At 71.3% G+C, this 21,858-nt stretch carries 12 protein-coding genes and 1 pseudogene; 4 read left to right on the top strand and 9 right to left on the bottom strand.

Going from position 1 to position 21,858, the window contains the following annotated elements; all coding sequences use genetic code 11:
* Positions 1 to 154: 154 nt before the first annotated feature.
* The 3 genes and pseudogenes from IPL40_03620 to IPL40_03630 all read right to left on the bottom strand — a co-directional run bounded on the left by IPL40_03620 (position 155) and on the right by IPL40_03630 (position 7,033).
* A complete protein-coding gene (locus tag IPL40_03620; protein MBK8480254.1) occupies positions 155 to 1,063 on the bottom strand; it encodes a transglutaminase family protein in 909 nt (302 codons plus the stop codon).
* The gene (locus IPL40_03625) at positions 1,060 to 3,663 is read right to left on the bottom strand and encodes a circularly permuted type 2 ATP-grasp protein (GenBank protein MBK8480255.1); all 2,604 of its coding nucleotides are present in this window, start codon (positions 3,661 to 3,663) and stop codon (positions 1,060 to 1,062) included. Before IPL40_03625 ends, IPL40_03620 begins: the two co-directional genes overlap by 4 nt.
* A pseudogene (locus tag IPL40_03630) lies at positions 3,660 to 7,033 on the bottom strand (transglutaminase family protein). The gene IPL40_03625 and the pseudogene IPL40_03630 overlap by 4 nt, the downstream one beginning before the upstream one ends.
* Before the next feature lie 251 nt (positions 7,034 to 7,284).
* On the opposite strand from IPL40_03630, the gene IPL40_03635 reads away from it, so the two are divergent.
* The 3 genes from IPL40_03635 (at position 7,285) to IPL40_03645 (ending at position 10,507) form a co-directional block, all read left to right on the top strand.
* Positions 7,285 to 7,884, top strand: a complete 600-nt coding sequence (locus IPL40_03635) for a hypothetical protein (GenBank protein ID MBK8480256.1) — start codon at positions 7,285 to 7,287, stop codon at positions 7,882 to 7,884.
* Entirely contained in the window at positions 7,884 to 8,939 is a 1,056-nt protein-coding gene (locus tag IPL40_03640; protein ID MBK8480257.1) for a hypothetical protein, read from the top strand. Before IPL40_03635 ends, IPL40_03640 begins: the two co-directional genes overlap by 1 nt.
* 134 nt (positions 8,940 to 9,073) lie before the next feature.
* Positions 9,074 to 10,507, top strand: coding sequence for a hypothetical protein (locus tag IPL40_03645; GenBank protein ID MBK8480258.1), 1,434 nt, complete (start codon positions 9,074 to 9,076; stop codon positions 10,505 to 10,507).
* A 188-nt stretch (positions 10,508 to 10,695) separates the two neighbouring features.
* Here IPL40_03645 and IPL40_03650 read toward each other — a convergent pair whose 3' ends face one another.
* The 6 genes from IPL40_03650 to IPL40_03675 form a co-directional block, all read right to left on the bottom strand.
* The gene (locus tag IPL40_03650; GenBank protein ID MBK8480259.1) at positions 10,696 to 12,810 is read right to left on the bottom strand and encodes a DUF3999 family protein; all 2,115 of its coding nucleotides are present in this window, start codon (positions 12,808 to 12,810) and stop codon (positions 10,696 to 10,698) included.
* Entirely contained in the window at positions 12,810 to 16,631 is a 3,822-nt protein-coding gene (locus IPL40_03655; GenBank protein ID MBK8480260.1) for a DUF2339 domain-containing protein, read from the bottom strand. Before IPL40_03655 ends, IPL40_03650 begins: the two co-directional genes overlap by 1 nt.
* A 197-nt stretch (positions 16,632 to 16,828) precedes the next feature.
* Entirely contained in the window at positions 16,829 to 17,245 is a 417-nt protein-coding gene (locus IPL40_03660; GenBank protein ID MBK8480261.1) for a biotin/lipoyl-binding protein, read from the bottom strand.
* Positions 17,246 to 17,343: 98 nt separating this feature from the next.
* Entirely contained in the window at positions 17,344 to 17,700 is a 357-nt protein-coding gene (locus tag IPL40_03665; protein ID MBK8480262.1) for a hypothetical protein, read from the bottom strand.
* A complete protein-coding gene (locus IPL40_03670; protein ID MBK8480263.1) occupies positions 17,697 to 19,241 on the bottom strand; it encodes an acyl-CoA carboxylase subunit beta in 1,545 nt (514 codons plus the stop codon). Before IPL40_03670 ends, IPL40_03665 begins: the two co-directional genes overlap by 4 nt.
* 38 nt (positions 19,242 to 19,279) lie before the next feature.
* On the bottom strand, positions 19,280 to 20,785 hold the full coding sequence (locus IPL40_03675; protein MBK8480264.1) for a methylmalonyl-CoA carboxytransferase subunit 5S: 1,506 nt from the start codon (positions 20,783 to 20,785) through the stop codon (positions 19,280 to 19,282).
* 148 nt (positions 20,786 to 20,933) lie between these two features.
* On the opposite strand from IPL40_03675, the gene IPL40_03680 reads away from it, so the two are divergent.
* Positions 20,934 to 21,827 carry a hypothetical protein gene (locus IPL40_03680; protein ID MBK8480265.1) on the top strand — a complete coding sequence of 298 codons (894 nt, stop codon included), beginning with the start codon at positions 20,934 to 20,936 and terminating at the stop codon, positions 21,825 to 21,827.
* Positions 21,828 to 21,858 lie beyond the last annotated feature (31 nt).

The raw sequence follows: 21,858 nt of genomic DNA on the forward strand, positions 1-21,858 counted from the left end.
GGCTCGCGGTGTCGCCGCGAAGCAGCTCCCATGCCAGCTCGGGCTGGCGCTGACGATTCCGCCCCCGCCGATGAAAACGCGATTGGAATCAGTGGGCCAGCTTTGGTGCGCTGCGCCCTGATCGGCTCGATCCGACGCCGGCGCAGGGGCAATCCTACCGCAATGTCCCCTGGCCCGCACGCGCTTCCTCGCCCGCGGCCGCCACGTCGACGGCGACGTCCAAGGTCTGGTGGTCACCGCCGACGTAGATGCCGGTGATCGGGGCGACGTCGCCGTAGTCGCGACCCCAGCCCACGGTGACGTGGTCGAGCGAGGGCAGCACATCGTTGGTCGGGTCGAGATCGACCCAGCCGAGCTCGCCGCAGTAGACGGAGACCCAGGCGTGGGAGGCGTCGGCTCCGATCAGCCGCGCCTGGCCGGCCACCGGGCGCGTGCGCAGGTAACCGCTGACGTAGCGGGCGGCGAGCCCCAGCGCCCGCAGACAGCCGATCTGCACCTGCGCCAGGTCCTGGCAGACGCCGCGGCGCAGGCGGAAGACCTCGTCCACGGGGGTCGTGACCGTGGTGGCGCGCTTGTCATAGACGAACTCTCGATGCATGCGGCGCGTCAGCGCCGTCACGCCTTCGACGATCGGCCGGCCCGGGGTCAACGAGCCCTCGGCGTAGGTCCGCAGCTCGGCCGATATGGCGACGCGCGGCGAGTCGTAGACGAAGGCCAGCCGCTCGATCGCCTGCGGATCGCGCTCGGCGCGCAGGCGATCACGCACCGCCTCCCAGGGGAGCGAAGGACCTGCCGTCGCGGCGCCGCGCGGCGAAAGCTCGACAGTGCTCTGCGCGGTCACGATCATCTGCCGGTGCGGCTCGGCCACCGTGAAGTAGGCCACCGTGTTGCCGAAGAAATCGCGGCGTGTCTGCACCGTCGTCTCCCGCGGCTCGATGCTCAGGCTGTGCGAGAGGCAGCGCTGATGCGGCTCGTCGCGTGGACGCAGGCGCACGACGTTGTGGCAGAGCAGGACGGGGGATCCGTAGTCGTAACGGGTGCGATGCTTGACGGTCAGCTTCATCGGCGTGCGCCCAGTTCCGGCGAGCTCAGGGTCATCGGTTGAATCTCGGCGAGCTGGTGGGCGGGCGCGGCGTGGACGAGGTAGCGCTGCACCACCGCATCGGAGAGCGCGGGCAGCAGCTCGGCGAGGTGCTGCAGCAGCTCACGCAGCCGCTGCCGATCCTCGGTGCTGGCCGCGGCGCCGGCCATCGCCAGGACGTCGACGAGGCGCAGCTCATGCAGCAACGTCAGGGCCAGCCGCTCGTCGGCGTCGCGGAAGGCCTGGGGGCGGTCGCGCGGTAGCTGCTCGACGTGGTTCGCGGCGGCGATCAGCTGAAAGGCGACGGAGCGCGGGTTCTGCTCGTCCGTCAGCAGCAGGTCGACGACGGGCGCCAGTCGCACGCTGGCGCGATAGCGCGAACGATAGGTCATCGCGCTGTCGGCGACCTCGAGCAGCGCATTCAGCACGGCCGCGTCGGTCGGGTCGTCGTGCTGCAGCAGGACCTCGTCGAGGAGCACGAGCATGTTCAGCGCCCGCTCGATGCGGCGACCGAAGTCGAGGAAACGCCAGCCAAGCGCGCGCGTCATGCTCTCGGTCATCATCCCGGCGAAGGCCGCGAGATTGATCAGCAGCTGATCGAGGAGCGCTCGCAGCTCCATCAGCGCGAAGCCATCGACCGCGTCGGCGGGCGGCAGGAAGTCACGGTCGATGCGATTGATGATGCGCCAACTGTCGAGCGAGATGCGATCGCGCACGATCGAGGCCAGCCGGTGGACCTCGCTGATCGTGGCGCGCAGACTGCTCGGCCGCGTGGGATCGAAGATCGACGCGGCCAGCCGCTGATCGAGGCCCGCGGTCTCGAGCGCGGCCGCGGGATCCGCCGGCTCGACCTGCCCTTGGGCCACCAGCCCGCGCCAAAGCGCCTGCAGCTCGGCGGTCGCGCGCAGCTCCAACTCGCCGTCGAGCTGCCCCAACGTCGTGCGGAGCAGGCGGGCTGCCCCCTCTGCGCGCTCGATCTGGCGACCGAGCCAGAAGAGGTTGTCCCCCACGCGGCTGGGGAGCTCGGCGCCGCCGCGCTTGAGCTGAACCGCCTGCCCGATCGGGGTCAACAGGCTGACCTCGCGCACGGTCTCCGCGGCGAGCATCCAGACGTCCTTGCGTCGCTCGGTGATCACGCGCGAACACTCGATCGCGCTGGGGTGATCGGCGACGCGTCCGAGCCCGCCGAGGAGGGGCTCGTAGGCGGTGGGCCCGGCGACGGCGAAGCCGCGCAGACCGACATGGGCGGCTTTGACCTGCCCGCCCTGCCAGGAGGGGGCGCAGGCCGGCCGAAGGGCCTCTTGGGCGGCGTAGTGCTCCGGCCGCGCGGCGATCCGCGCGCGCCACGCTTCGAGCTGGGCGGCGCTGAGCTCGGCGCCGTCAATGGGTTTGCCCCAGCGATGCGCAGGTCGCAAGACGAGGTCGCCGAGGCGCTCGAGGACGAAGCTGCAGGCCTGCGGATCGCCGCACCAGTAGCTCTCTACCGTCGGCAGCAGCAGCGCCTCGCCGAACCACTCGCGCGCGAGCCTCGGCAGCAGCGCCAAGAGCGCCGGCGCCTGTGCCAGGGCGCTGCCGAGGGCGTTGGCGAGCAGGACGTTGCCCGCGCGGACGACCTGCAGCAGTCCGGCAACGCCCTGCGCCGAGTCGCTGCGTAGCTCGAGCGGATCGCAGTCGTCGTCGCCCTGCTGGCGGAGAATGACGTCGACCTCGAGCAGCCCCCCCAGCGTCTTGAGCAGCACGCGGTCGCCGCGCGCGGTCAGGTCCGCGCCGTCGACCAAGGTGTAGCCGAGATAGCGCGCGAGCTGCGCGTCCTCGACGTAGTACTTGCTCGCGGGACCCTTGGTCAGCAGCACGACGCGGGGGTTGTCGCGGTGGCGCGGCGCCTGGCGCCTCAAGGTCTCGCGCAGCGCGATGAAGAAGGGCGCGAGGCGTTCGACGTGGCATTGGCGGAAGACCGCCGGCAGCATCCCCGAGACGAGGACGCGCGTCTCCAGGGCGTAGCCCAGCCCCGCGGGGGCGTCGGTGCGGTCGGCGAGGACGCGCCAGCGGCCATCGGGTCCGCGGCCGAGATCGGCGGCGTAGAGCTGCAGGAAGCGGTCGTCCGGGGGGCGGTAGCCGTGGCAGGGATGCAGGAAGGACGGATTGCCGAAGACGAGGGAGGGCGGCAGGAGCCCGCGTTGCAGCAGGCGCTGCGGGCCATAGAGATCGGCGAGGACCTGGTCGAGCAGCCGCGCGCGTTGGGCCAGACCGTCGGCCAGCAGCCGCGTCTCGTCCGGGGGAATCAGCAGCGGCAGCGGATCGAGCTCGGGGAGTCGGCGATCGTCGTCGTGGTCGCCGTCGTGGTCCTGCGGGGCGCTATCGCGGACCTGTCGCTGCGCCAGCTCCCAGCGGCGCTCGAACTCTGCCGGGCCGATCGGCGCCAGGGCCGCGGCGAAGGCCTGCCAATGCGGCCGCAGCTGACCGGCGGAGCAGAGCTCGTCGTAGCCCGCGGAACGCGTTGCGTAACCGGCGAAGGGCGCCTTCCAGGGCGTCTGGGGCGACGTTCCTGGGGCGCTTTGAGCGGGGGCCAGCGGCGCGGTCATCCGGCGACCGTGGGACGGCGCAGGTCGAGCGTCAAGGGGAAGGAGACATCGACCTCGGGGGGAGGCGGAGGCAGTCTGCCGCCCGTATGCCCGAGCTGAAAGAAGCGGGCCGCCCGGCGCGCCTCGGCCTCGTTGGCATTGACCGGGAAGGTGGTGTGGTTGCGGCCGCCCGGATGCGCCACGTGGTAGGTGCAACCGCCTAGCGATCGCTCGTTCCAGCAGTCCAGCAGGTCGAATACCAAGGGCGCGTGCACGGGAATGGTCGGCTGCAGGCAACTTGGCGGCTGCCAGGCGCGAAAGCGCAGCCCGGCGACCCACTCGCCGCTGGTCCCGGTCGGGTGGAGCGGCAGCCGGCGCCCATTGCAGCAGACGAGATGGCGATCGCTCGTCATGCCGCGCACCTTGACCTGCAGTCGCTCGAGCGAGGAGTCGACGTAGCGCGAGGTGCCGCCGCCGGCAGGCTCTTCGCCGAGCACGTACCAGGGCTCGATGGCATGGCGCAGCTCGAGCTCGAGGCCGCCCTGCTCGACCTTGCCGATCAGGGGAAAGCGGAACTCGAGGTGCGGCGCGAAGTGGCGCGGCTCGAGCGCGAAGCCCGCCAGGCGCAACTCCAGCAGCACGTCGGCGAGGTCGCTGGCGACGAAGTGCGGCAGCATGAAGCGATCGTGGAGCGCTACCCCCCAATGGACCAGAGGCTGAAGATAGGGTGCCTCCCAGAACCTCGCCACCAGGGCGCGTAGCAAGAGCTGCTGCGCCAGGCTCATCCGCTCGTGCGGCGGCATCTCGAAGGCGCGCAGCTCCACCAGGCCGAGCCGACCGGTGGCGCTGTCGGGGGAGTAGAGCTTGTCGATGCAGAACTCGGCCCGATGCGTGTTGCCGGTGACATCGACCAGCAGGTGCCGAAAGAGGCGATCGACGAGCCAGGGCGGGCAGGTCGCCTCCGGCTCTGGCACCTGCGAGAAGGCGAGCTGCAGCTCGTAGAGCGCGTCGCGCCGGCCCTCATCGACGCGCGGAGCTTGACTGGTCGGACCGATGAAGCTGCCCGAGAAGAGATAGGAGAGCGCCGGGTGGTTGTTCCAGTAGGCGACCAGGCTGCGCAGCAGGTCGGGTCGGCGCAGAAAGGGGCTGTCGAGCGGCGTCGCCCCGCCGAGCACGACGTGATTGCCGCCGCCGGTTCCGGTGTGCTTGCCGTCGAGCGCGAACTTCTCGGTGCCCAGGCGCGACTGGCGGGCGTCCTCGTAGAGCCCCGCGGTATGGGCCACCAGCTCGTCCCAGTCGCGGGATGGATGGATATTGACCTCGATCACGCCGGGGTCGGGCGTGACCTTGAGCTGCTGCAGCCGATGATCGGGCGGCGGCGGGTAGCCCTCGATCAGCAGCGGCGTCGCGCACGCGCGCGCCGTGTCCTCGACCGCGGCAGCGAGGTCCAAGTAATCCTCGAGGCGCACGAGCGGCGGCATGAAGACGTGCAGCCGGCCATCGCGTGGCTCGACGCAGAGGGCCGTGCGCGGCGGCGAGGCGACGATCGCGTCGTGCGCTGGCGTGGCCGCGGCCCCGTCCGCGGGCCCCGAGAGCGGGTAGGTCGCGGCTGAGCGCCCGCGCCACTGCCTCCGCACGGTCGCCGCGGCGGACCACGCGGAGCGGCTGGCGCCGGGCCCGACGAAGTGCCCTGGCTGTGCGGGGAGGGCCGGTCGCGGCCAGGTGGCATCCCAGGGCTCGATCGCCAGCTCGTCGGTCTTGGGGACCCACTCGAGCGACTCGAGCGGCAGACGCAAACCCAGCGGCGAATCGCCGGGCACGAGGTAGAGGTGACCTGCCGCGTGGCCCAGGTCGCGCTGGACCAGCGCGGCGCCGTCTGCCACCAGGCGCGCTGCAGCGGGAGCACCGCGCCGACGGGGCGGGTCGCGCCGCGGGCCAGCAGGCGAGCGAGGCGCTGACGCTCTGCCGGCTGCTCGAGGTCGAGGGCGAGCGGGTCGAGGTTGACCGGCAGGTGCTGTTCCTCGCTGATCAGGTGCAGGGGATCCTCGAAGGCCGGGATGACGTTCGCCTTGTCGAGGCCCAGCCGCTCGGCGAGGGTCTCGGCGAAGGTCTGCGCGGCGGCGGCGTCGTGCCCGTAGTCGCGCTGCAGGTCGGCCTGCAGGCTCGGCTCGCGCCAGAGCGGCTCGCCGTCCGTGCGCCAGTAGCAGGTCAGGGCCCAGCGCGGCAGCGGCTCGCCCGGGTACCACTTGCCCTGTCCGAGATGCAGCAGCGCGCCCGCCGTGAAGCGCCGTCCGAGCTTCTCGATCAGCGCGCGGGCCAGGCGACGCTTGGCGGGCCCATCGGCAGCGACTGTCCACTCCTCGCCGTCCATGTCGTCGATCGAGACGAAGGTGGGCTCGCCGCCCATCGTCAGCCGGACGTCCCCGGCCGCCAGGCGCGCGTCGACGGCCTTGCCGACCTGGTCGATCGCGCGCCAATCCTCGTCCGTGTAGGGCTTCGTCACGCGCGGCGCCTCGTGGATCCGCGTCACGGTCATCGTATGGGAGAACTCGGCCTCGCAGCGCTCGACGGCGCCGCTGACGGGCGCCGCGCTGGCGGGGTCGGGCGCACAGGCGAGCGGAAGGTGCCCTTCGCCCGCGAGCAGGCCGGAGGTCGGGTCGAGGCCAACCCACCCCGCGCCGGGCAGATAGACCTCGGCCCAGGCGTGGAGGTCCGTGAAGTCCTCGGTGGGTCCTGGCGGGCCATCGATCGGCTTGAGGTCGGGCGCGAGCTGAATCAGGTATCCGGAGACGAAGCGCGCGGCGAGACCGAGGTGGCGCAGGAGCTGCACCAGCAGCCAGGCGCTGTCGCGGCATGAGCCGGAGCGTTTGCGCAGCGTCTCCTCGCAGCTCTGGACGCCGGGCTCGAGGCGAATGAGGTAGCGGATGGCCTGCTGCAGCTGGTGGTTGAGGGCCACGAGGAAGTCGACGCTGCGCGTCTCGCGGCGATCGATTGACGCCACCAGCGCCTGCATCGCTGGCCCGCTCGGCTCGAGCGCGAGGAAGGGCGCGAGCTCGCGCAGCAGGGCCGGTGCGTAGCTGAAGGGGATCGACTCGGCGTTCGGCTCGAGGAAGAAGTCGAAGGGGTTGACGACCGTCAGCTCGGCCACGAGGTCGACCTCGACGGCGAAGTGGCGCGTCCGTTCCGGGAAGACGACGCGCGCGAGGAAGTTGCCCTGGGGATCCTGCTGCCAGTTGATGAAGTGCGGCGTTGGCTCGACGCGGAGCGCATAGCTCGTCGTCGGCGTGCGGCTATGAACGGCCGGCCGCAGCCGGATGCTCTGCGGCGAGAGCAGCACCGGGCGGTCGTATTCGTAACGCGTGCTGTGGTGGAGGGCGATCCTGATCGACATGCTTGCACGACTCCCGCGCGCCGGGTTTGCCGCCGGCCGCTGCCTGCAGATGGTCCGAGGGCGGCCCATCTGTCAAGCGCGCCGCGGCCCATTGGAGGGGCCCAGTGGGGGGCCCAGTGGAGCGGTCCAGCTCGCGCGGGCCTTGCGTGCCGCGGCGCGGTCGACCAGACTGGGGCCGCGCCGCGGCGCGGGGGGGTAGGGCTGTGGCGCGTGCGATCTCCGACCTGGACCGACTGGCGGTCAAGCTCCTCATGAGCAGCAAGCGGCTCAAGCCGCCGACCAAAGAGGTCTTGCGGCCGGCGCTGATCGCGGCGATCGAGCAGGCCGAAGCAACGCGTATGAGCCTCTTCGAGCGCTATATCTGGGATGGGGGCGGCCAGGGGCCGGGGCAGATGTATGAGCCCGCCTTTGTCGAGGTGAGACGCGCCTTCGCGCCGGAGCTCGAGGCCTACCTCGTGGTGGCGCTGGCGACGCCCGGCGGCGGGGGCGGCGTCGCCGCGGGCCGCAGCGCCCCGTCGCCCGCCGCGCTAAAGTTCCAGCCGGCCGTGACCGACCCGACGCTTGCGCCTTTCTTCATTGCGGGCTACCTGGCGCTGATGATCGACCGCGCGCAGAAACCGGGTCGCAGCGCCGAGGACGCGCTGCAGTTCGGCATCGGGCGCTACTACGGCGCCTTCCAGTCGCTGAAGGAGGCGCAGGATCAGCTGGCGCGCCAGGCGGCGGATGGTCGCGTCCCGCTGGCCTTCGCTCCGCTGCAGCAGCACATCCTCGCCGCGGGAAATTCGAAGCAGCAGGGCGCCCTGAGCTACATCGCCGAGGTCATGCAACTTTGGCGCATGAGTCCGGCCTGATGCAGCGGTTGCGCCGCGGCTGGCGCTGGGCGGGAGCGGCGCTGGTCGTCGGACTCCTGGCGCGCTCGGCGCAGGCGGGCGCTGGCGCCGGGGGGCAGGGGCGCTCCGACGCGGCGCGCGCCGGTGGAGGGTCTGCGGCGGTGGGAGCGGTGGGATACGAGCAGGAGGCGGGAGAGGCGCGGCGGGGCAGCGGGCGGCGGCGCTTCCTCGGCCGGCTGCCGGCCCTCGCCCTCGCCACCTTGGCCGCGCTGCCGGGCTGCGCGCAGGCCGCGCTGGCGCCAGCCCTTGGCACCTCGGCTACGGGTGCCGACGGCGCTCGATCGCGCAGCGCGCTGAAGGCGCTGGAGCGCTTCGGCGCGCTGGAGGCCTTCACGGCGCGCCAGCTCCTCCCGATCAGCCTTTGGCTCCCGCGCGCGGAGGCTGAGGACGCGAGCGCTGACGTCGTCGCCTCGCGCCGCAAAGCGGCGCTCAACGCGGGTCTTTGGTTGTTCGCCCTGCGCAGCGGGGCGGCGGGCTCCCACTTCTTCGATCCTCCCACCGCTCAGCCGCAGCTCAGCGGGGAGGTGCGGCTGGTCCTGACCGAGACCGGGGATCCCTGGGTCCGAGAGACGTTCACCGGAGGCGCGCTCGACGCGCGCATCGATGCGGCGACGGTCGCCACGCTCTCGCCGCCACGGGCTGGTGCGAGCGGGCGCGAGCCCCCGCGCCTCGAGGCCACCGTCGCCCTCTTCTTCGATCGCTTGATGGGCGACGCGGTGGGCGCGCCAGCGCTGCGCACCGCCGTGGCGCTGGCGCGTCAGCTCGATGGCGTGATCCTCGGCGCGGCCCGAGCCGCGCTTGAGGTCGGCCCCGCGCGGGAGGCGATGCTCGCGCGGCGTTCGGTGGAAGCCCGAGCGCAGGTTGCCGCGCTGCGCTTCGCCGAGCAGAAGCTGGCGGTAGCGGCGCAGACGGGCAATGTCCCCGCCATCGCGACCTGGAAGGCGGAGCTCGCGCAAGCGCGGGCGGTGGCCGCGGCGGGGACGGGAGCCTTCGCCTTCGTCAGCGTGGCGCCCTAGCCCTGCGCTCGCGGTCGTCGGGGTAGCTGCCGCCTCCAGGTGACTTCTGCAGCGGATCGATCACACTCGCGTCTCGTTGGGTCGCGTGGCTCCACGGAGGGACGGCGCGCGAAGGCGCCCGTAGAGAGGACAGCATGAAGGACGCACTGGGGGGGCTGGCAGCCGTCGCGGGAGCGGCGCTGGTGGCGCTGGTGGGCTGCTCCGATGCCGCGCGGAGCGGCGACGGCGGCGCCGACCGTGGCCTGCGTGACGGTGGCGTTTCGGACGCGCTTACCCGTGACGTGGCCGCAGACGCAGGTCATGAGCTGAACACGCTGCGGCTGGTGGGCCGATTGACGATCGCTTCGAGTCCCGCCGTCAACGTCGACATCACGGCGCGCTGTGGCAGCAAGGTCGCGCGGGCCACCTCGGATGACGCGGGCGCCTACAGCCTGGTCGCCGACGTCGCCGGCTGCAATCCCCTGGTCGTGGAGTTCAGCCAGCGCGCCTTCGTGCCGAACTTCCGCGTGATCCACCTGCCGCCGCCGGCCTCGCCCTTGACCCTGAATCTCGAGCTCTCGCCGGCGTCGCAGTTCGTCTGCGGCGATACGGAATGCCGCTTCGAAGGCTATTCCGGGCAGAATCTCACGATCCAGCGCGATGGGGTGCTGAGCCAGGGCTGGGGCATGCTCCAGACGGGCTCGACGGCGCTGCCCTTCGTGCCCGGTGAGTTCCGGCAAGCCGATGGCACGCTCGCGCGGATCTTCAGCTTCGGCTACTACGATTTCCAGGACGCGGCTGGCCACACCCTCGGCGCCGGCGTCTACCCGGATCCATTGCTGGGCTCCGATAGTCGGCAGTTCTGCGCGGCCGTCGATGGCGAGGTGCAGGATTGGTTCGGCGACCTGGCGGGCGGCGCAGGGAGCTCGGAGGCGGCCGCAGAGCTGAATAGCTACACCTTCGATCCGCCCTCCGGGCGCTGGACCGCAAGCGGCCCGACCGGGCGGGTCGGCTTCACCTGCGGGTATGACGAGCAGAGTCGGCCGAAGATCCAGTTCGCGCCGGCGAAGGCCCTGGATGACATCCGGGCTTCGACCTTCTTTGTCGACGAGGAGAGCTGCGCGCAGGTCTCGGGACCTGGCGAGGGGCATGTTGCCATCTCGGAGTACTGGGCCTGCGGCGCGGTCAGGGGCAGCGGGTGGTTCGCGGTTGGGCTTCCTGTGCCGACGAAGACCTGTCTCGCGGTCAGCGCCACGGACGCTTGCGGCAAGCCGGCCCCGGGCACGGCGGTCATCATCACGGGGATCGATGACGGGTTTCGGGCGGAGGCGTGGACCGACAGCGCCGGTCGGACCTGCCTCGAGACGCCGCAAAGCGAGCGCGTCGGCGTCGATCTCGACTTCGACGGATTGGGTGGCGAGACCTTCCGCGTCGCCGTCACCGCGGAGCGGCAGGGCAGCGTCTACCCGGTGGTCAATTCGCTGGCGATTGTCGCACCCGAGAGCGCCGCGCCAGCGGCCACCTGCGCCGATCCCTCGCGCTGCCAGCAGCTCACGATCACCGACGACACTTCGTTTTGCGGCGAGTAGGTCGTTTGCGGGGGTCGTTCGGCGGGGGGGGCGCGGGGTGGTCGTTGCGGCGAGTAGGTCGTTCTGCGGCGAGCAGGTCGTTCTGCGGCGAGCAGGTCGTTCTGCGGCGAGCAGGCCTTACTGCGGCGAGTCGGTCCCACTGCGGCGCGTAGCGCAGGCCGAGCGCTCCGCCCGGGGTTGAGCGACGATTAGCGGGCCGCGCCCTCGCGCGCTTCGGGCGGGTCTGCGTCTGGCGGGTCGGGCTCGCTCTTGCGGACGAGGTGGACGATCAGGGCCAGCAGGATCAGGACAGTCACGATCAGCAGCGCCAGAAGGTAGCGCTGCGCGTGGTCGGCCGGCGCCGCGGGGAGCGCCTGTGCATGCTCGGGGCCGAGGGCGAGCTCCTCGGCCGGCGCGTTCAAGACCAGCGGCGCGAGCAAGGATAGGTCGTACTGCGGGGCCGGCAGCGCCGGATCGCCGTAGAGGAGCCGCACGCGGGTCCGCGCGGGGCGGTAGAAGCGCAGGCGACGCGCGGGCAGCAGCAGCCGCACGGCGGCGAGCGGAAGCGGCGTGTTATCCCCCTCGGCGAGCATGATCCGCAGCTCGCTCGAGCCTTGCCGGGGCAGCTCGAAGTAGAGCGCGGGCGCGCGCTCCTCGGGGTCAACGCTCGACCAGTCGCTGGCGGCGATCAGCGCTGGCTCGCGCGGCCGAAGGCGAGCGTGGCTGAAGCGACGGGTCGTCTTGGAGGCCACGCCGGTGGGGGCCGCGACGAGGAGCTGGACCTGTCGGCGGAAGACCCTCGCCTGGGTGCTGAGGACGAGGCGGCCGGCGGGCAGACCGGCAAAGGGCAGCCGCAGGCGATAGGCCGAATGCCGCGGCGGGGCGCTCAGCCGCTCGGGATGCAGCGTGATCACGATCGGCTCGTCGCGGGCCTCGAGCAGGTAGGGGAGCTGTCGCTGCTCGGCGTCGACGAGGCGCAGATCGCGCAGGCCATGGGCATGGGCCAGCACGGCGGCATCGAGGGGCACCGCCCGGAGTCCGCCCGGGCCGGCAGCGAGCTCGCGCCGGTAGCGGAAGCGCTGCAGCGGCAGGGGCGGCCCCGCGGCGCGGACGTCGCGCGGCGCGTCCTCGGTGGCTGGCGCCCCTGCTGAGCGGGCGAGCCTGGCGCTGCCCCCGCTGCCTCCGCTGCTCCGTCCGAGGTCCCCGCTCGGGCGGAAACGCGCCGAGGGGGCGCCCCAGCGAGCGGAAGCCAGGCTGAGCCGATCGAGCGTGCCGCGGGCGGCCTCGAGATCGTAGCGCGGCGCCTTCAGCCTCGCGTGGCCGTAGCGCGCCGTCAGCGCGGCGCCATCGGTCGATTCGAAGTAGATCCAGGGTTGCGGGGTGAAGACGGCTTGCAGCGTGGCGAGTGCCAGGGGCGGGTTGTTGCCGTCGTCGACCACGAGATCCAGCTCGCGTCCGGAGGGCGCGCTGATCGGAATCCGCAGATCGGCGGCCGCCGAATCGCCTCGCACCGCGCGCCGCAGCACCGCCCGGCCGAGCAGAACCGGTGCGAGCGCGCCGCCGCGGATCCGCGACTCGAGGACCCAGGCGAGGCGCAGCAGGTCGCCCTTGGCACCCTCGAGTTCGAGGGCCTCGATCGGCAGGCGCGCCGCGGGCAGGCGGACGCGAAAGCGACTGCGACCCGGCTCGGCGCGGAGCCGAGTGAAGGGCAGGCTGGCCCTCAGGGGCGGAGACCCCTCGGCAGCGCGCACAGCGCGCACCGCTGCGCGCCGCGGCAGGCCGAGCAGTGCGCTGGAGCGGTCGTCCCAGGCGAGGCGCAGATATTGGAACGCACCGGCGGCGAAGGCCAGCTCGCGCCGGCGGAGCCGCTCGTCGGGAAGGTCGAAGAGGGTGGCGCTCTCGACCAGCACGACCCAGTGGCGGCGATCGGCGCTGCCCTCGAGCCGCACGCGCTTCAGCCAGGGCGCAGCCAGGCCCTCGAGGCGCAGGCGATCGAGGCGCAGGGGCCTTCCGAGCTCGAGCTCGAAGCCGGACGAGGTCTTGGTCGCGGGGGTCGCTCGGATCCTGCCACCGACCCACTGCGCGGGCGTGGGCCGCACGAAGATCAACAGATAGGGCACCTCGCGCCCCTGGCGGTCGACGAGCCGCAGGTCGGCCAGTCCCCCGGCGGCGCGAGCCCCGGCGAGCAGCTCGGCATCGACGGCGAGGCGCTGCGGCCCTCGGCCTCCCGGCAACACCTCGCGCTCGCGCGCGAAGCCGTCCTCCGCCGCGGCGCTGGCGACAAGGTGCAGCAAGATGCAGCTCGCGAGGGCGAGGCGACGCATCATTCACCAGCCTTCGGGCGCGCCAGGACGAACTTCTGTAGCGCGATCGCCACCAGCGCCAGACAGATGGCCAGGCCGACGAAGGATCCGACGCGGAAGAGGCCGCCGAGCCGCCAGAGATCGTGCAGGAAGCACTTGGCGACGGTGATGACCAGAAGAATCAGCGCCGCGATCCGCGGCACGCGCCGCCGATAGGCGATGCCGGCGACGAGCAGTCCGATCGCGAAGAGTGCCCAGGCCAGGGTGTAGGTCAGGTCCTGGGCCAGGCTCGCGGAGAAATTGAAGGTGATCTGCGTGCCCGTCGCGTAGAAGTCGGCGATCTCGATGTTGATCAGCAGGAAGAGCAGCAGCGTTGCCCCGGCCGCCTGCAGGTCGGAGGCGCGCGGCCAGCGCGGGAAGATGCGGTCCTCCGTGCGTCGCAGCCAGACGCTGGCGGTGAAGAGCGCCGCGGCGGCCACCAGGTAGGTGTAGAGGTAGAAGTTGAGCAGGGGCGTGGCGCTGCGCGCGTGGTAGGCGAGGACCGCGTGATTGAGCGTCAGCCGCACCACCACGGCGGCGGCGAGCCCGAACGAGGCGCGGAGCAGCCCCCGATGACGCAGGCGGAGATAGAGCCAGGCGAGCGCTGCGGCCTCCAACGCCCAGCCGAGCGTGATCCATTCGTTCGCGAGCTGCAGCGGAATCGCGACGGTGATGAAGGCCAGCGCCGCGCCCGCGGTCAGCGCGACCGGGCCGCGGTCCTCTGCGGTAGCGGCCTTGTCGCGCAGCAGGCGCAGCAGCAGCCCCCCCAGCAGCAGGGCCTGGCTGAGGGGCAGGACGCCGATCACTGCGCCGTGGCCGCCGCGCAGGATCGCCTCGCGGGCGAAGAGGAAGAATGGCAGCGCGCCGAGCACGGCAACCCAGTAGGGCGCCGACCGGTAGGGCGCCGACCGGTAGGGCGCCGACTGTGGGCGGAAGAGCAGCGGATAGGCGGAGAGCAGCAGGTAAGGTGCGGCAGCTAGGCCGACCGGCTGCCACCACGCGGCGGGGTCGAAGTGCGCCCCCGTCCAGGCCCAGGTGCCCAAGGCTGCCGCGGCGAGGGCGCCGAAGGCGAGCGCATGCGTGCCACCACGTCGGACCAGCCAGGCGAAGCCCAGCAGCGGTAGCGCGCTGAGCAGCGCAAAATATGGCCAAGAGGGCGTCTCGCGGGCGGCGGCAGCGAAGGCCAGGACGAGCTGGGCGCCGTAGAGCCCGGCAGCCGCGCCGCGGTGAAACCAGGGGTCCGCGCCTGGTCGCCGGCGGGCCAGCGGCAGCACCGCGAGACCAAGGGCGGCGAGCGCGATCGCGCTCAGGGTGGTGGCGACGAGCGCGGGAAGCGCCTCGCTCGGTGTCGCGCGCAGGGTCTCGATCAAGACGACCAGGATCAGCTGTGAGGCGCCAAGAGCAGCCGCGTAGAGCTGCCCACGCCCGATCCACAGGGCCGCGGCGACAATTGCCAGGTCGAGCACGCCGAGCACCCCGAGCAGCGGCCAGGGCGGAAGCGCCAACGCGGGCTGGCTGGCGACGTGACAGATGAAGACATGCCCGACCAGGCCGAGGAGCACGCCCTGGCGCGAGGGCAGTGCGGCGCCCTCGGCGAGCTGCGGGGCGGCGCCGAGGTTGCTCCCGACGACGAGCAGCGCGAAGCCCCCGACGACGACGAGCGCAGGCCAGAGCAGCGAGGCAATCGGCGCCATCGACCACCAAAAACCGAGCACGGCCCAGGACAGCAGGGCGCCTGCGAGCACCGTCAGGGCGAGCTTGGGTCGCCGCCGGCCCTCGACGATGAGGCCGAGGTTGAGGACGAGGAGGAGCAGCGCAAGACCGCCCAGGGCGGCCGCCGGGAGCCTCCTGCCAGCCAGGAAGAGCAGCAGGGGTAGGCTGGCGAGCAAGGGGGCCACGCCGCTGCCGGCGGGCCGCAGCTGCTTGCCGAGACGCCGCGCCAACGCGGGGAAGCCGGCGTAGAGCAGGCCAAAGAGCGTGTAGATGGTCAACGCGGCGTAGAGGCGCTCGGGCGTCAGATGCTTCGCGGACCAGAGCGCCTCGGTGGCGACGGCGCTGCAGGCGACGAGGATGTAGAGCACCCCGGCTTCCGTCCGCACGGCCACCTGCGTGACGATAACCACCAGCGCGAAGAGCAGGGCGAAGGGCAGCGCGGGCGGGGCAGCCAGCGGCTCGACGAAGACCAACACGGGAAAGACGAAGAGCAGCAGGGCGGCTGGCAGGGTGGCGATCGCCGACAGCCTGAGGCTGGCGAGGCGATGGCCCGCGGCCACCCAGCGCGACGGCCAACCCAGCTCGCGCCCGAGGCGCCGCGCCACGAAGGGCGCGAAGGCGTAGAAGAGTACGAAGCTCGCCACCCATAGCAGCGCTGCCGGCCAGGCCTCGGGGCGGTAGGCGGCGGGGATCCAGCCGGCGAAGACCAGCACGGTGGTCAGGCCGCTGGCGAGGTGCAGCAGCGCGGGCCCGAGGGTGATCGCCAGGACGAAGAGGGCGAGGTCGAGGAGCAGCAGCCAGCCGAAGAGCAGGTGGAAGCGCTGGCCGAAGGCGGGTACCCAGGCCAGGCAGAGCGCGAAGAGCAGCGGCAGTGCGGCGCTCGCCGTGACAATCTGCGCGAAGATCGGCCCCGCAGCGCGCCCGGCGGCGGGCGTCTGCGGGCGCCGGCCGAGCGCCTCCGCGACGACGATCACGGCTGGGAAGAGCAGGAAGACGCCCGCGGCGAGCGGCAGCTCGGCGAGGTTGTGGATCACGAACCTGGCGATCCAGCCCCATTGATAGAGCGCCGTGAAGCTGACACTGGCGGCCAGCAACCAGGGCCAACGTTTGCGATGCGCGACCCACGCTAGGCCGACGTTGAGCAGCAGCAGGTAACCAAAGAGCCCGATCGGTCGGTCCTCCCCGCTGGAGAGCAGCATGGGCGTGGCGAAGCCACCGACCAACCCCAAGAGCGCGATGAAGAGCGAATCGTGCCGCAGGGCCAAGAGCACCGCGACCGCGGTGACCAGGATCATCAGCCCGAAGGTCGGCAGCGGTGGCACGAGCGCCCAGAGCGCATGGCCCGCGAAGCAGGTCGCGAAGAGGATCGCGATGCCCGCCGCGTCGAGCGCATTGGCGGTGACGCGATAGCGGCGCCCCTTGAGTTCGGAGCCGACGAGCAGCCCGACGCCAGCGAGCAGGCCGATCGCCATCCGCAGCGGCGCGCCGAGCCAGCCCTGATCGACCGAATAGCGCAGAAAGAAGACGGCGCCGAGGACCAGCGCGAGTCCCGCGATCCACGAGAAAAGCCGGACGCCGATCAATCCTTCCCAGTCGAAGCCGGGCGCCGCGGGCGCGCTGTCGCCGCCGGGGTCGAGGGTGGGGGCCGGCATCGGCCCTGGCGCGGCGGCGGCAAGCTTGGGGGAGGCTGCGGCTTCGAGCGGGGCCGACGCCCTCGCTTCGGCTCCGCTGAGGAGGAGGGCCGGCGCGGGCGGCTCGGTACTCGTGTGTGGTGCCTCGGTCGGCGGCGCCTCGGTCAGGGGCGCGGCCTCGACAGCGCTGGGATCGCCGGTGAGGCTCGCTAGCGGCGCTGCTTCGGTGGCGGTCGTCGGGTCGCGGGCGATCAGCTGCGCGCGCAGCTCGAGGAGGCCGCCCTCGGCGGCCTCGAGCCGTCGGGCGAGGGCAGCCTCGCGGCGGCTCAGCTGCTCGATTCGGTGGTGTGCGGCGTCGAGGCGCAGGCGTTCTTCGGCCAGCTCGCCCTGCAGCCGGGCACTGCGCCGCCGCTGAGCGATCGACGCGACGACCACGACCGCGATCAGTAGCAACTCCATCGGCACCTCCAGCGAGCGGCTGAATGCGCCGCCCCGCACCTCGACGGCGCGGCGAAGCATAGCTGATTCGAGGGCTGTTCCAACGGCAAGGTCAGCCGGGTGGGGAACGAGCGGCGGCGTTGGGGGTGCGGAGCGGCCGAGCGCTAGGGCGAGGGGCCCTTTCGCGGCGCCGCCGCTGCCTGCGGCGGCGCCGGGGCTCAAGCGAGCTGTATCAGGGCCTGGCCCTTCTTGACGCTCTCGCCGCCGACGACGAGGATCTTCGCGACCGTGCCGCTGATCGGCGCCGTCACGTTGCTCTCCATCTTCATCGCCTCGAGCAGGAGCAGCGGCTGGCCCGCCTCCACCTGCTGGCCGACCTCGACGAGCACGCGCACCACCAGCCCCATGACCACGCTGCGGCAGAGCTTGGCCTCGTCGACCCCTTCGTCGAGTCCCCCGGCGGCAGGCGTCGCCGCCGGGTGCGCGCTGCCCGTCCCAGACGTCGCGGCGTGCGGCTTCGCGCTGACCGCCGCGGGGATACTCGCCGGCACCCCAACGTGCGGGACGAAGGGCTCGTCGAGGATCTCGATCTCGGCCTCGTATTGCGTGTCGTCGATCGTGATTTGGAGCTTCATCCGCTTCATCCTTCAGACCGGGCGCATCCGGCGCCGGTGCGCGCTGCGCGGCTGCTTCGTGGAGAACGTGTCGCTGCTCGCGGCTGTGGTCTCGTGCGCTAGGTGCGCGGCAGGTTGCGCTGGTGCAAGCTGGCACGCCCCGCCTGCGCCCAACCGCTGTGCTTGCCAAGCTGCCGCGCCGAGCGGATGCGCACATGCTTGCCGATATAGGCGGCAAAAACCGCGCTCATGATCGCCAGGTGCTCTGGCGGGATCTCACCCTCCGGCGCCAGCCGATCGAGGCGCTTGGTGAGCTTGGCCACGATCGCCCGCAGCTCGGTGAGCTCCCGGCGCTCGGCCTCCCTCGCGTCGTCGACGGCGTCGCGGGCGCCGCGGAGGGCGTCGCTGAGCGCCTTGACCTGCTCGGTCGCGAAGACGCGCTGCAGGGCGGCGTCGTGCTCGCTTGCGCTGCTCATAAGGGGATCAATCCGTGCTTCTTGGCCGGTCTCAGCTCGCGCTTATTGATCAACGACGCGAGGGCCCGGGCGAGGAAGACGCGCGTCTGGCTCGGCTCGATGATGTCATCGACGAGGCGGCGCGAGGCGGCGACATAGGGCGAGGCGAAGGCGCTGCGATACTCCTCGATCAGCTCCTTGCGCCGCGCTTCCTTATCCGAGGCGGCCTCGATCTCCTTGCGGAAGACGACGTTCACCGCGCCTTCGGCGCCCATCACCGCGATCTCCGCCGTCGGCCAGGCGACGCTGGTGTCGGCGCCGAGATCCTTGGCGCACATCGCCAGGTAGGCGCCGCCGTAGGCCTTGCGCAGGACCACCGTCAGCTTGGGCACCGTCGCCGCCGAGTAGGCGAAGAGCATCTTGGCGCCGTGGCGGATGATGCCGCCGTACTCCTGCTGCAGCCCTGGCATGAAGCCGGGGACATCGACGAAGGTCACCAGCGGGATATTGAAGGCGTTGCAGAAGCGAATGAAGCGCGACGACTTATCCGAGGCGTTGATATCCAGCGCCCCACCGAGCACCGCCGGCTGATTGGCGATCACGCCGACGCTATGGCCCGCGATGCGCGCGAAGCCGACCACGATGTTGGTGGCGAAGCTCTTCTGCACCTCGAGGAAATCAGCGTCGTCGACCGCGAGCGCGATCACGTCGCGCACGTCGTAGGGGCGCTTGGGGTCGTCGGGGACGACGCTCTCGAAGGCCTCGTTGGGCAGCAGCGCGTCCTCGCGCGGGTAGTGCGGCGGGTCTTCGAGGTTGTTCGAGGGCAGGAAGCTCAGCAGCCGCTTGCAGATCCGCACGGCGTCGCGATCGTCCTCGGCGACGAAGTGCACGACCCCCGAGTAGCTCATCTGCGCGTCGGGTCCGCCGAGTTCCTCCATCGTCACGATCTCGCCGGTGACCTGCTTGATCACCGACGGCCCGGTGATGAACATCTGGGCCTGCTGCGTTTGAATGATGAAATCGGTCAGCGCGGGGCTGTAGGCCGCCCCGCCGGCGCAGGGCCCGCAGATCAGCGAGATCTGGGGCACCGAGCCCGAGAGCATCACGTTCTGGTGGAAGACGCGGCCATAGCCCGAGAGGCTGTCGATGCCCTCCTGCACCCGCGCCCCGCCGGAGTCGTTGATGAAGACGAAGGGCGTGCCGGTCTTCTGCGCCCGCTTCATCATCTCGGCGATCTTCTCGCAGTGGACCTCGCCCGCGGCGCCGCCGGCGACGGTGAAGTCCTGGCTGGCGAGGTGCAAGGAGCGGCCGTCGACGGTGGCCACGCCCGTGACCACGCCGTCAGCCGGGAAGCTCTTGCCAGCGAGGCCGAAGAGCGTGGCGCGATGCTGTGCGAAGGCACCCGACTCTTGGAGGCTGCCGGCGTCGACCAGCAGCTCGATCCGCTCGCGGGCGGTAAGCTTGCCGGCCGTGTGCTGCTTCTTGATCCGTTCCTCGCCGCCGGCGGCCAGCAGCGCTTTGCGGCGCTCTCGTAGCTCTTGAACCTTGGCTGTCATGCTCATCGTGGATGCCCATCACGCGGCCTCTTCGGCCGCGAAGGTCAGCTCGGGCTGACGGTGACTTTATGCGTGCGGCCGTGAATCGTGACGCTGTAGTTGACGGCGGCCGCCAGAGGGACGGCCGCGGGGGCGCCCGCGCCAGCGCTCGCGCCGGTGGGCGGCGAGGTCGCCGGCTTCTTGCCGACGTTTTTCGGACCCTCGGCGCGCGAGGCGAAGAACTTCGGCGCCACCTGCGGGAACATCGCGAAGGTCAAGACGTCCTCGTCGCTGCCATTGGCCCCTGGCAGCGCATTCGCGGCGCGCTGCAGCGCCTCCCACTCGGGCTTGAGGAGATCGGCGGGGCGACAGGTGATCGCGGCCTTCTTCGCGTGCTGCTCGGCGCGCTGCAGCACCTCTGGGTCCTTCGGCGCCGCTGTCGTGCCGTAGTAGCCGAGCATCAGGTCGGCGAACTCACCCGTCATCGCCTGGTAGGGTCCCATCAGCACGTTGAAGACCGCCTGGGTGCCGACGATCTGGCTGGTCGGCGTGACCAGCGGCGGGTAGCCCGAGACCTTGCGGGCGCGCGGCACCTCTTCCAGCACCTCTTGCAGCCGGTCGGCGGCGTCCTGCTGCCTGAGCTGGCTCTCCATGTTCGAGATCATCCCGCCGGGGATCTGGCTCTTGAAGATCTCGGTGTCGACGCCAGTGATATTGGAGAGGAACTCGGCGTAGCGCGGACGAATCTGCGCCATGTGGTTGCGTACCTTGGCCACGCGCGCGAGGTCGACCTGCGTCGTATAGCCTGTCCCCTCGAGCATCTCGACGAAGCTCTCGGTGGGGTTGTGCCCCGGCCCGAGCGAGACCGAGCTGACCGCCGTATCGACCATGTCGGCGCCGGCCTCGACCGCCTTCATCAGGCTGACGAGCGTGACGCCCGTGGTCGCATGCGTATGCACGTGGATCCGCACCTCGCGCCCGCAGCGCTCCTTGATCGCCTTGACGATGTCGTAGGCGGGCTGCGGCTTGAGCAGCGCGGCCATGTCCTTGAGGCAGATCGAGTCGGCGCCCATCTCGATCAGCTTCTGCGCCAGCTCGACGTAGCCTTGCACCGTATGCACTGGGCTGATCGTGTAGCAGATGGTGCCCTGGGCGTGCTTGCCGCTGCGCTTGACGGCCTTAATCGCGACCTCGAGGTTGCGCGCGTCGTTGAGCGCGTCGAAGACGCGAAAGACATCCATGCCGTTGGCCGCGGCGCGCTCGACGAAGCGCGAGACGACCGAGTCCTCGTAATGCCGATAGCCGAGCAGGTTTTGCCCGCGGAGCAGCATCTGCAGCGGCGTCTTGGGCAGCAGCTTCTTGAAGCTGCGCAGGCGCTCCCAGGGGTCCTCGTTGAGGAAGCGGATACAGGCGTCGAAGGTCGCGCCGCCCCAGCACTCGAGCGACCAGAAGCCGGCGTTGTCGAGATCCTCGCAGACGGGGACCATGTCCTCCATCGCCAGGCGCGTCGCCATCAGACTCTGATGCGCGTCGCGCAGGGCCAGCTCGGTGACGTGAATCAGCTTGTTCATGGCGCGTACTCTTTCGACGAATGACGCGCCTTGTCAATTGCTGACTCGTCCGCGCCGTGAGCGCTGCGGCGACGCTCGCCGATCAAGCCTGGCGAAGCCCGCCGAAGGGGGCTATGAGGCTGCTAGACCCTCACCCCAGGAGCCCCCGATGCGGAGCAGCAGCGTTGTTGGACCCAAGATTCTTAGGTTGTTCGGCGCCGCCTTCGGCTGTTGCGCGCTGCTCGCCTGCGGCGCCTCGGGGGATGCGGGCGCTGACCTCGAGACCGACCTCGACCTCGTCGCCGAGCGGGCCGCCTTCCTGCCGCACGGCCAGGCGCCGACCGTGGCGGCCACGGCCAAGGGCGTCGCCGCGCTCTTCGTGCAGGAGGATCCGACGCTCGAGCCCGGGGCGAGCGCCGCCACCAACGCCGAGAACGTCAGGGCGCAGGTCAGCCTCGCGCTGACCACCTGCCCCGCGGCGAGCATCAGCCTGAGCGGCGAGGCCAGCCTGGTGGTCGACTTCGGCGCCGGCTGCAGCGTGCCGGGGGTGGGCTCGCTCAGCGGATCGGTAGGCGTCGCGCTCACGGTCCCGGCCACGCACACGATCAAGGTCAGCTTCGCCTTCGACGCGGTGCAGGTCGATGGGCGCCTGTTGAGCGGCAGTCTGGCGGTTACGACTAGTGACGGCACGAGCTTCAGCTTCGATGCCGCGCTGCAGAGCACGGGGGGCGCGTTGACCCTCGACGGCGCGATGCTGCTGCTGGACGTCGACGGCCACGGGGCAACGCTCGAGGGCAAGGGCAGCTATCGGCCCACGGCAGGGTCGCCGAAGGCGCTGACGTTTGCGGGCGTGCATCACGGCTTCGGCGACTGCTACGCGGACGCCGGCAGGATCACGAGCACCAAGACCACGGTCGGGCGCAATGGGCGCAGCTCCACGGTCACCGAGACGATCGCCTTTGGCTCCAGCACGCCGACGACGGGCGAGGTGCAGATCACCGTCGGCAAGGCGGCCCCCGTGGCGGCCATGCTGCCGAGCTACGGTGCCTGCCCGCAGCCCTGAAGGCAGCGCCGAGCCCAGTCTGAAGTGCGAC

The sequence above is a fragment of the Pseudomonadota bacterium genome, from assembly GCA_016711215.1.
Taxonomy (GTDB): Bacteria; Myxococcota_A; Polyangia.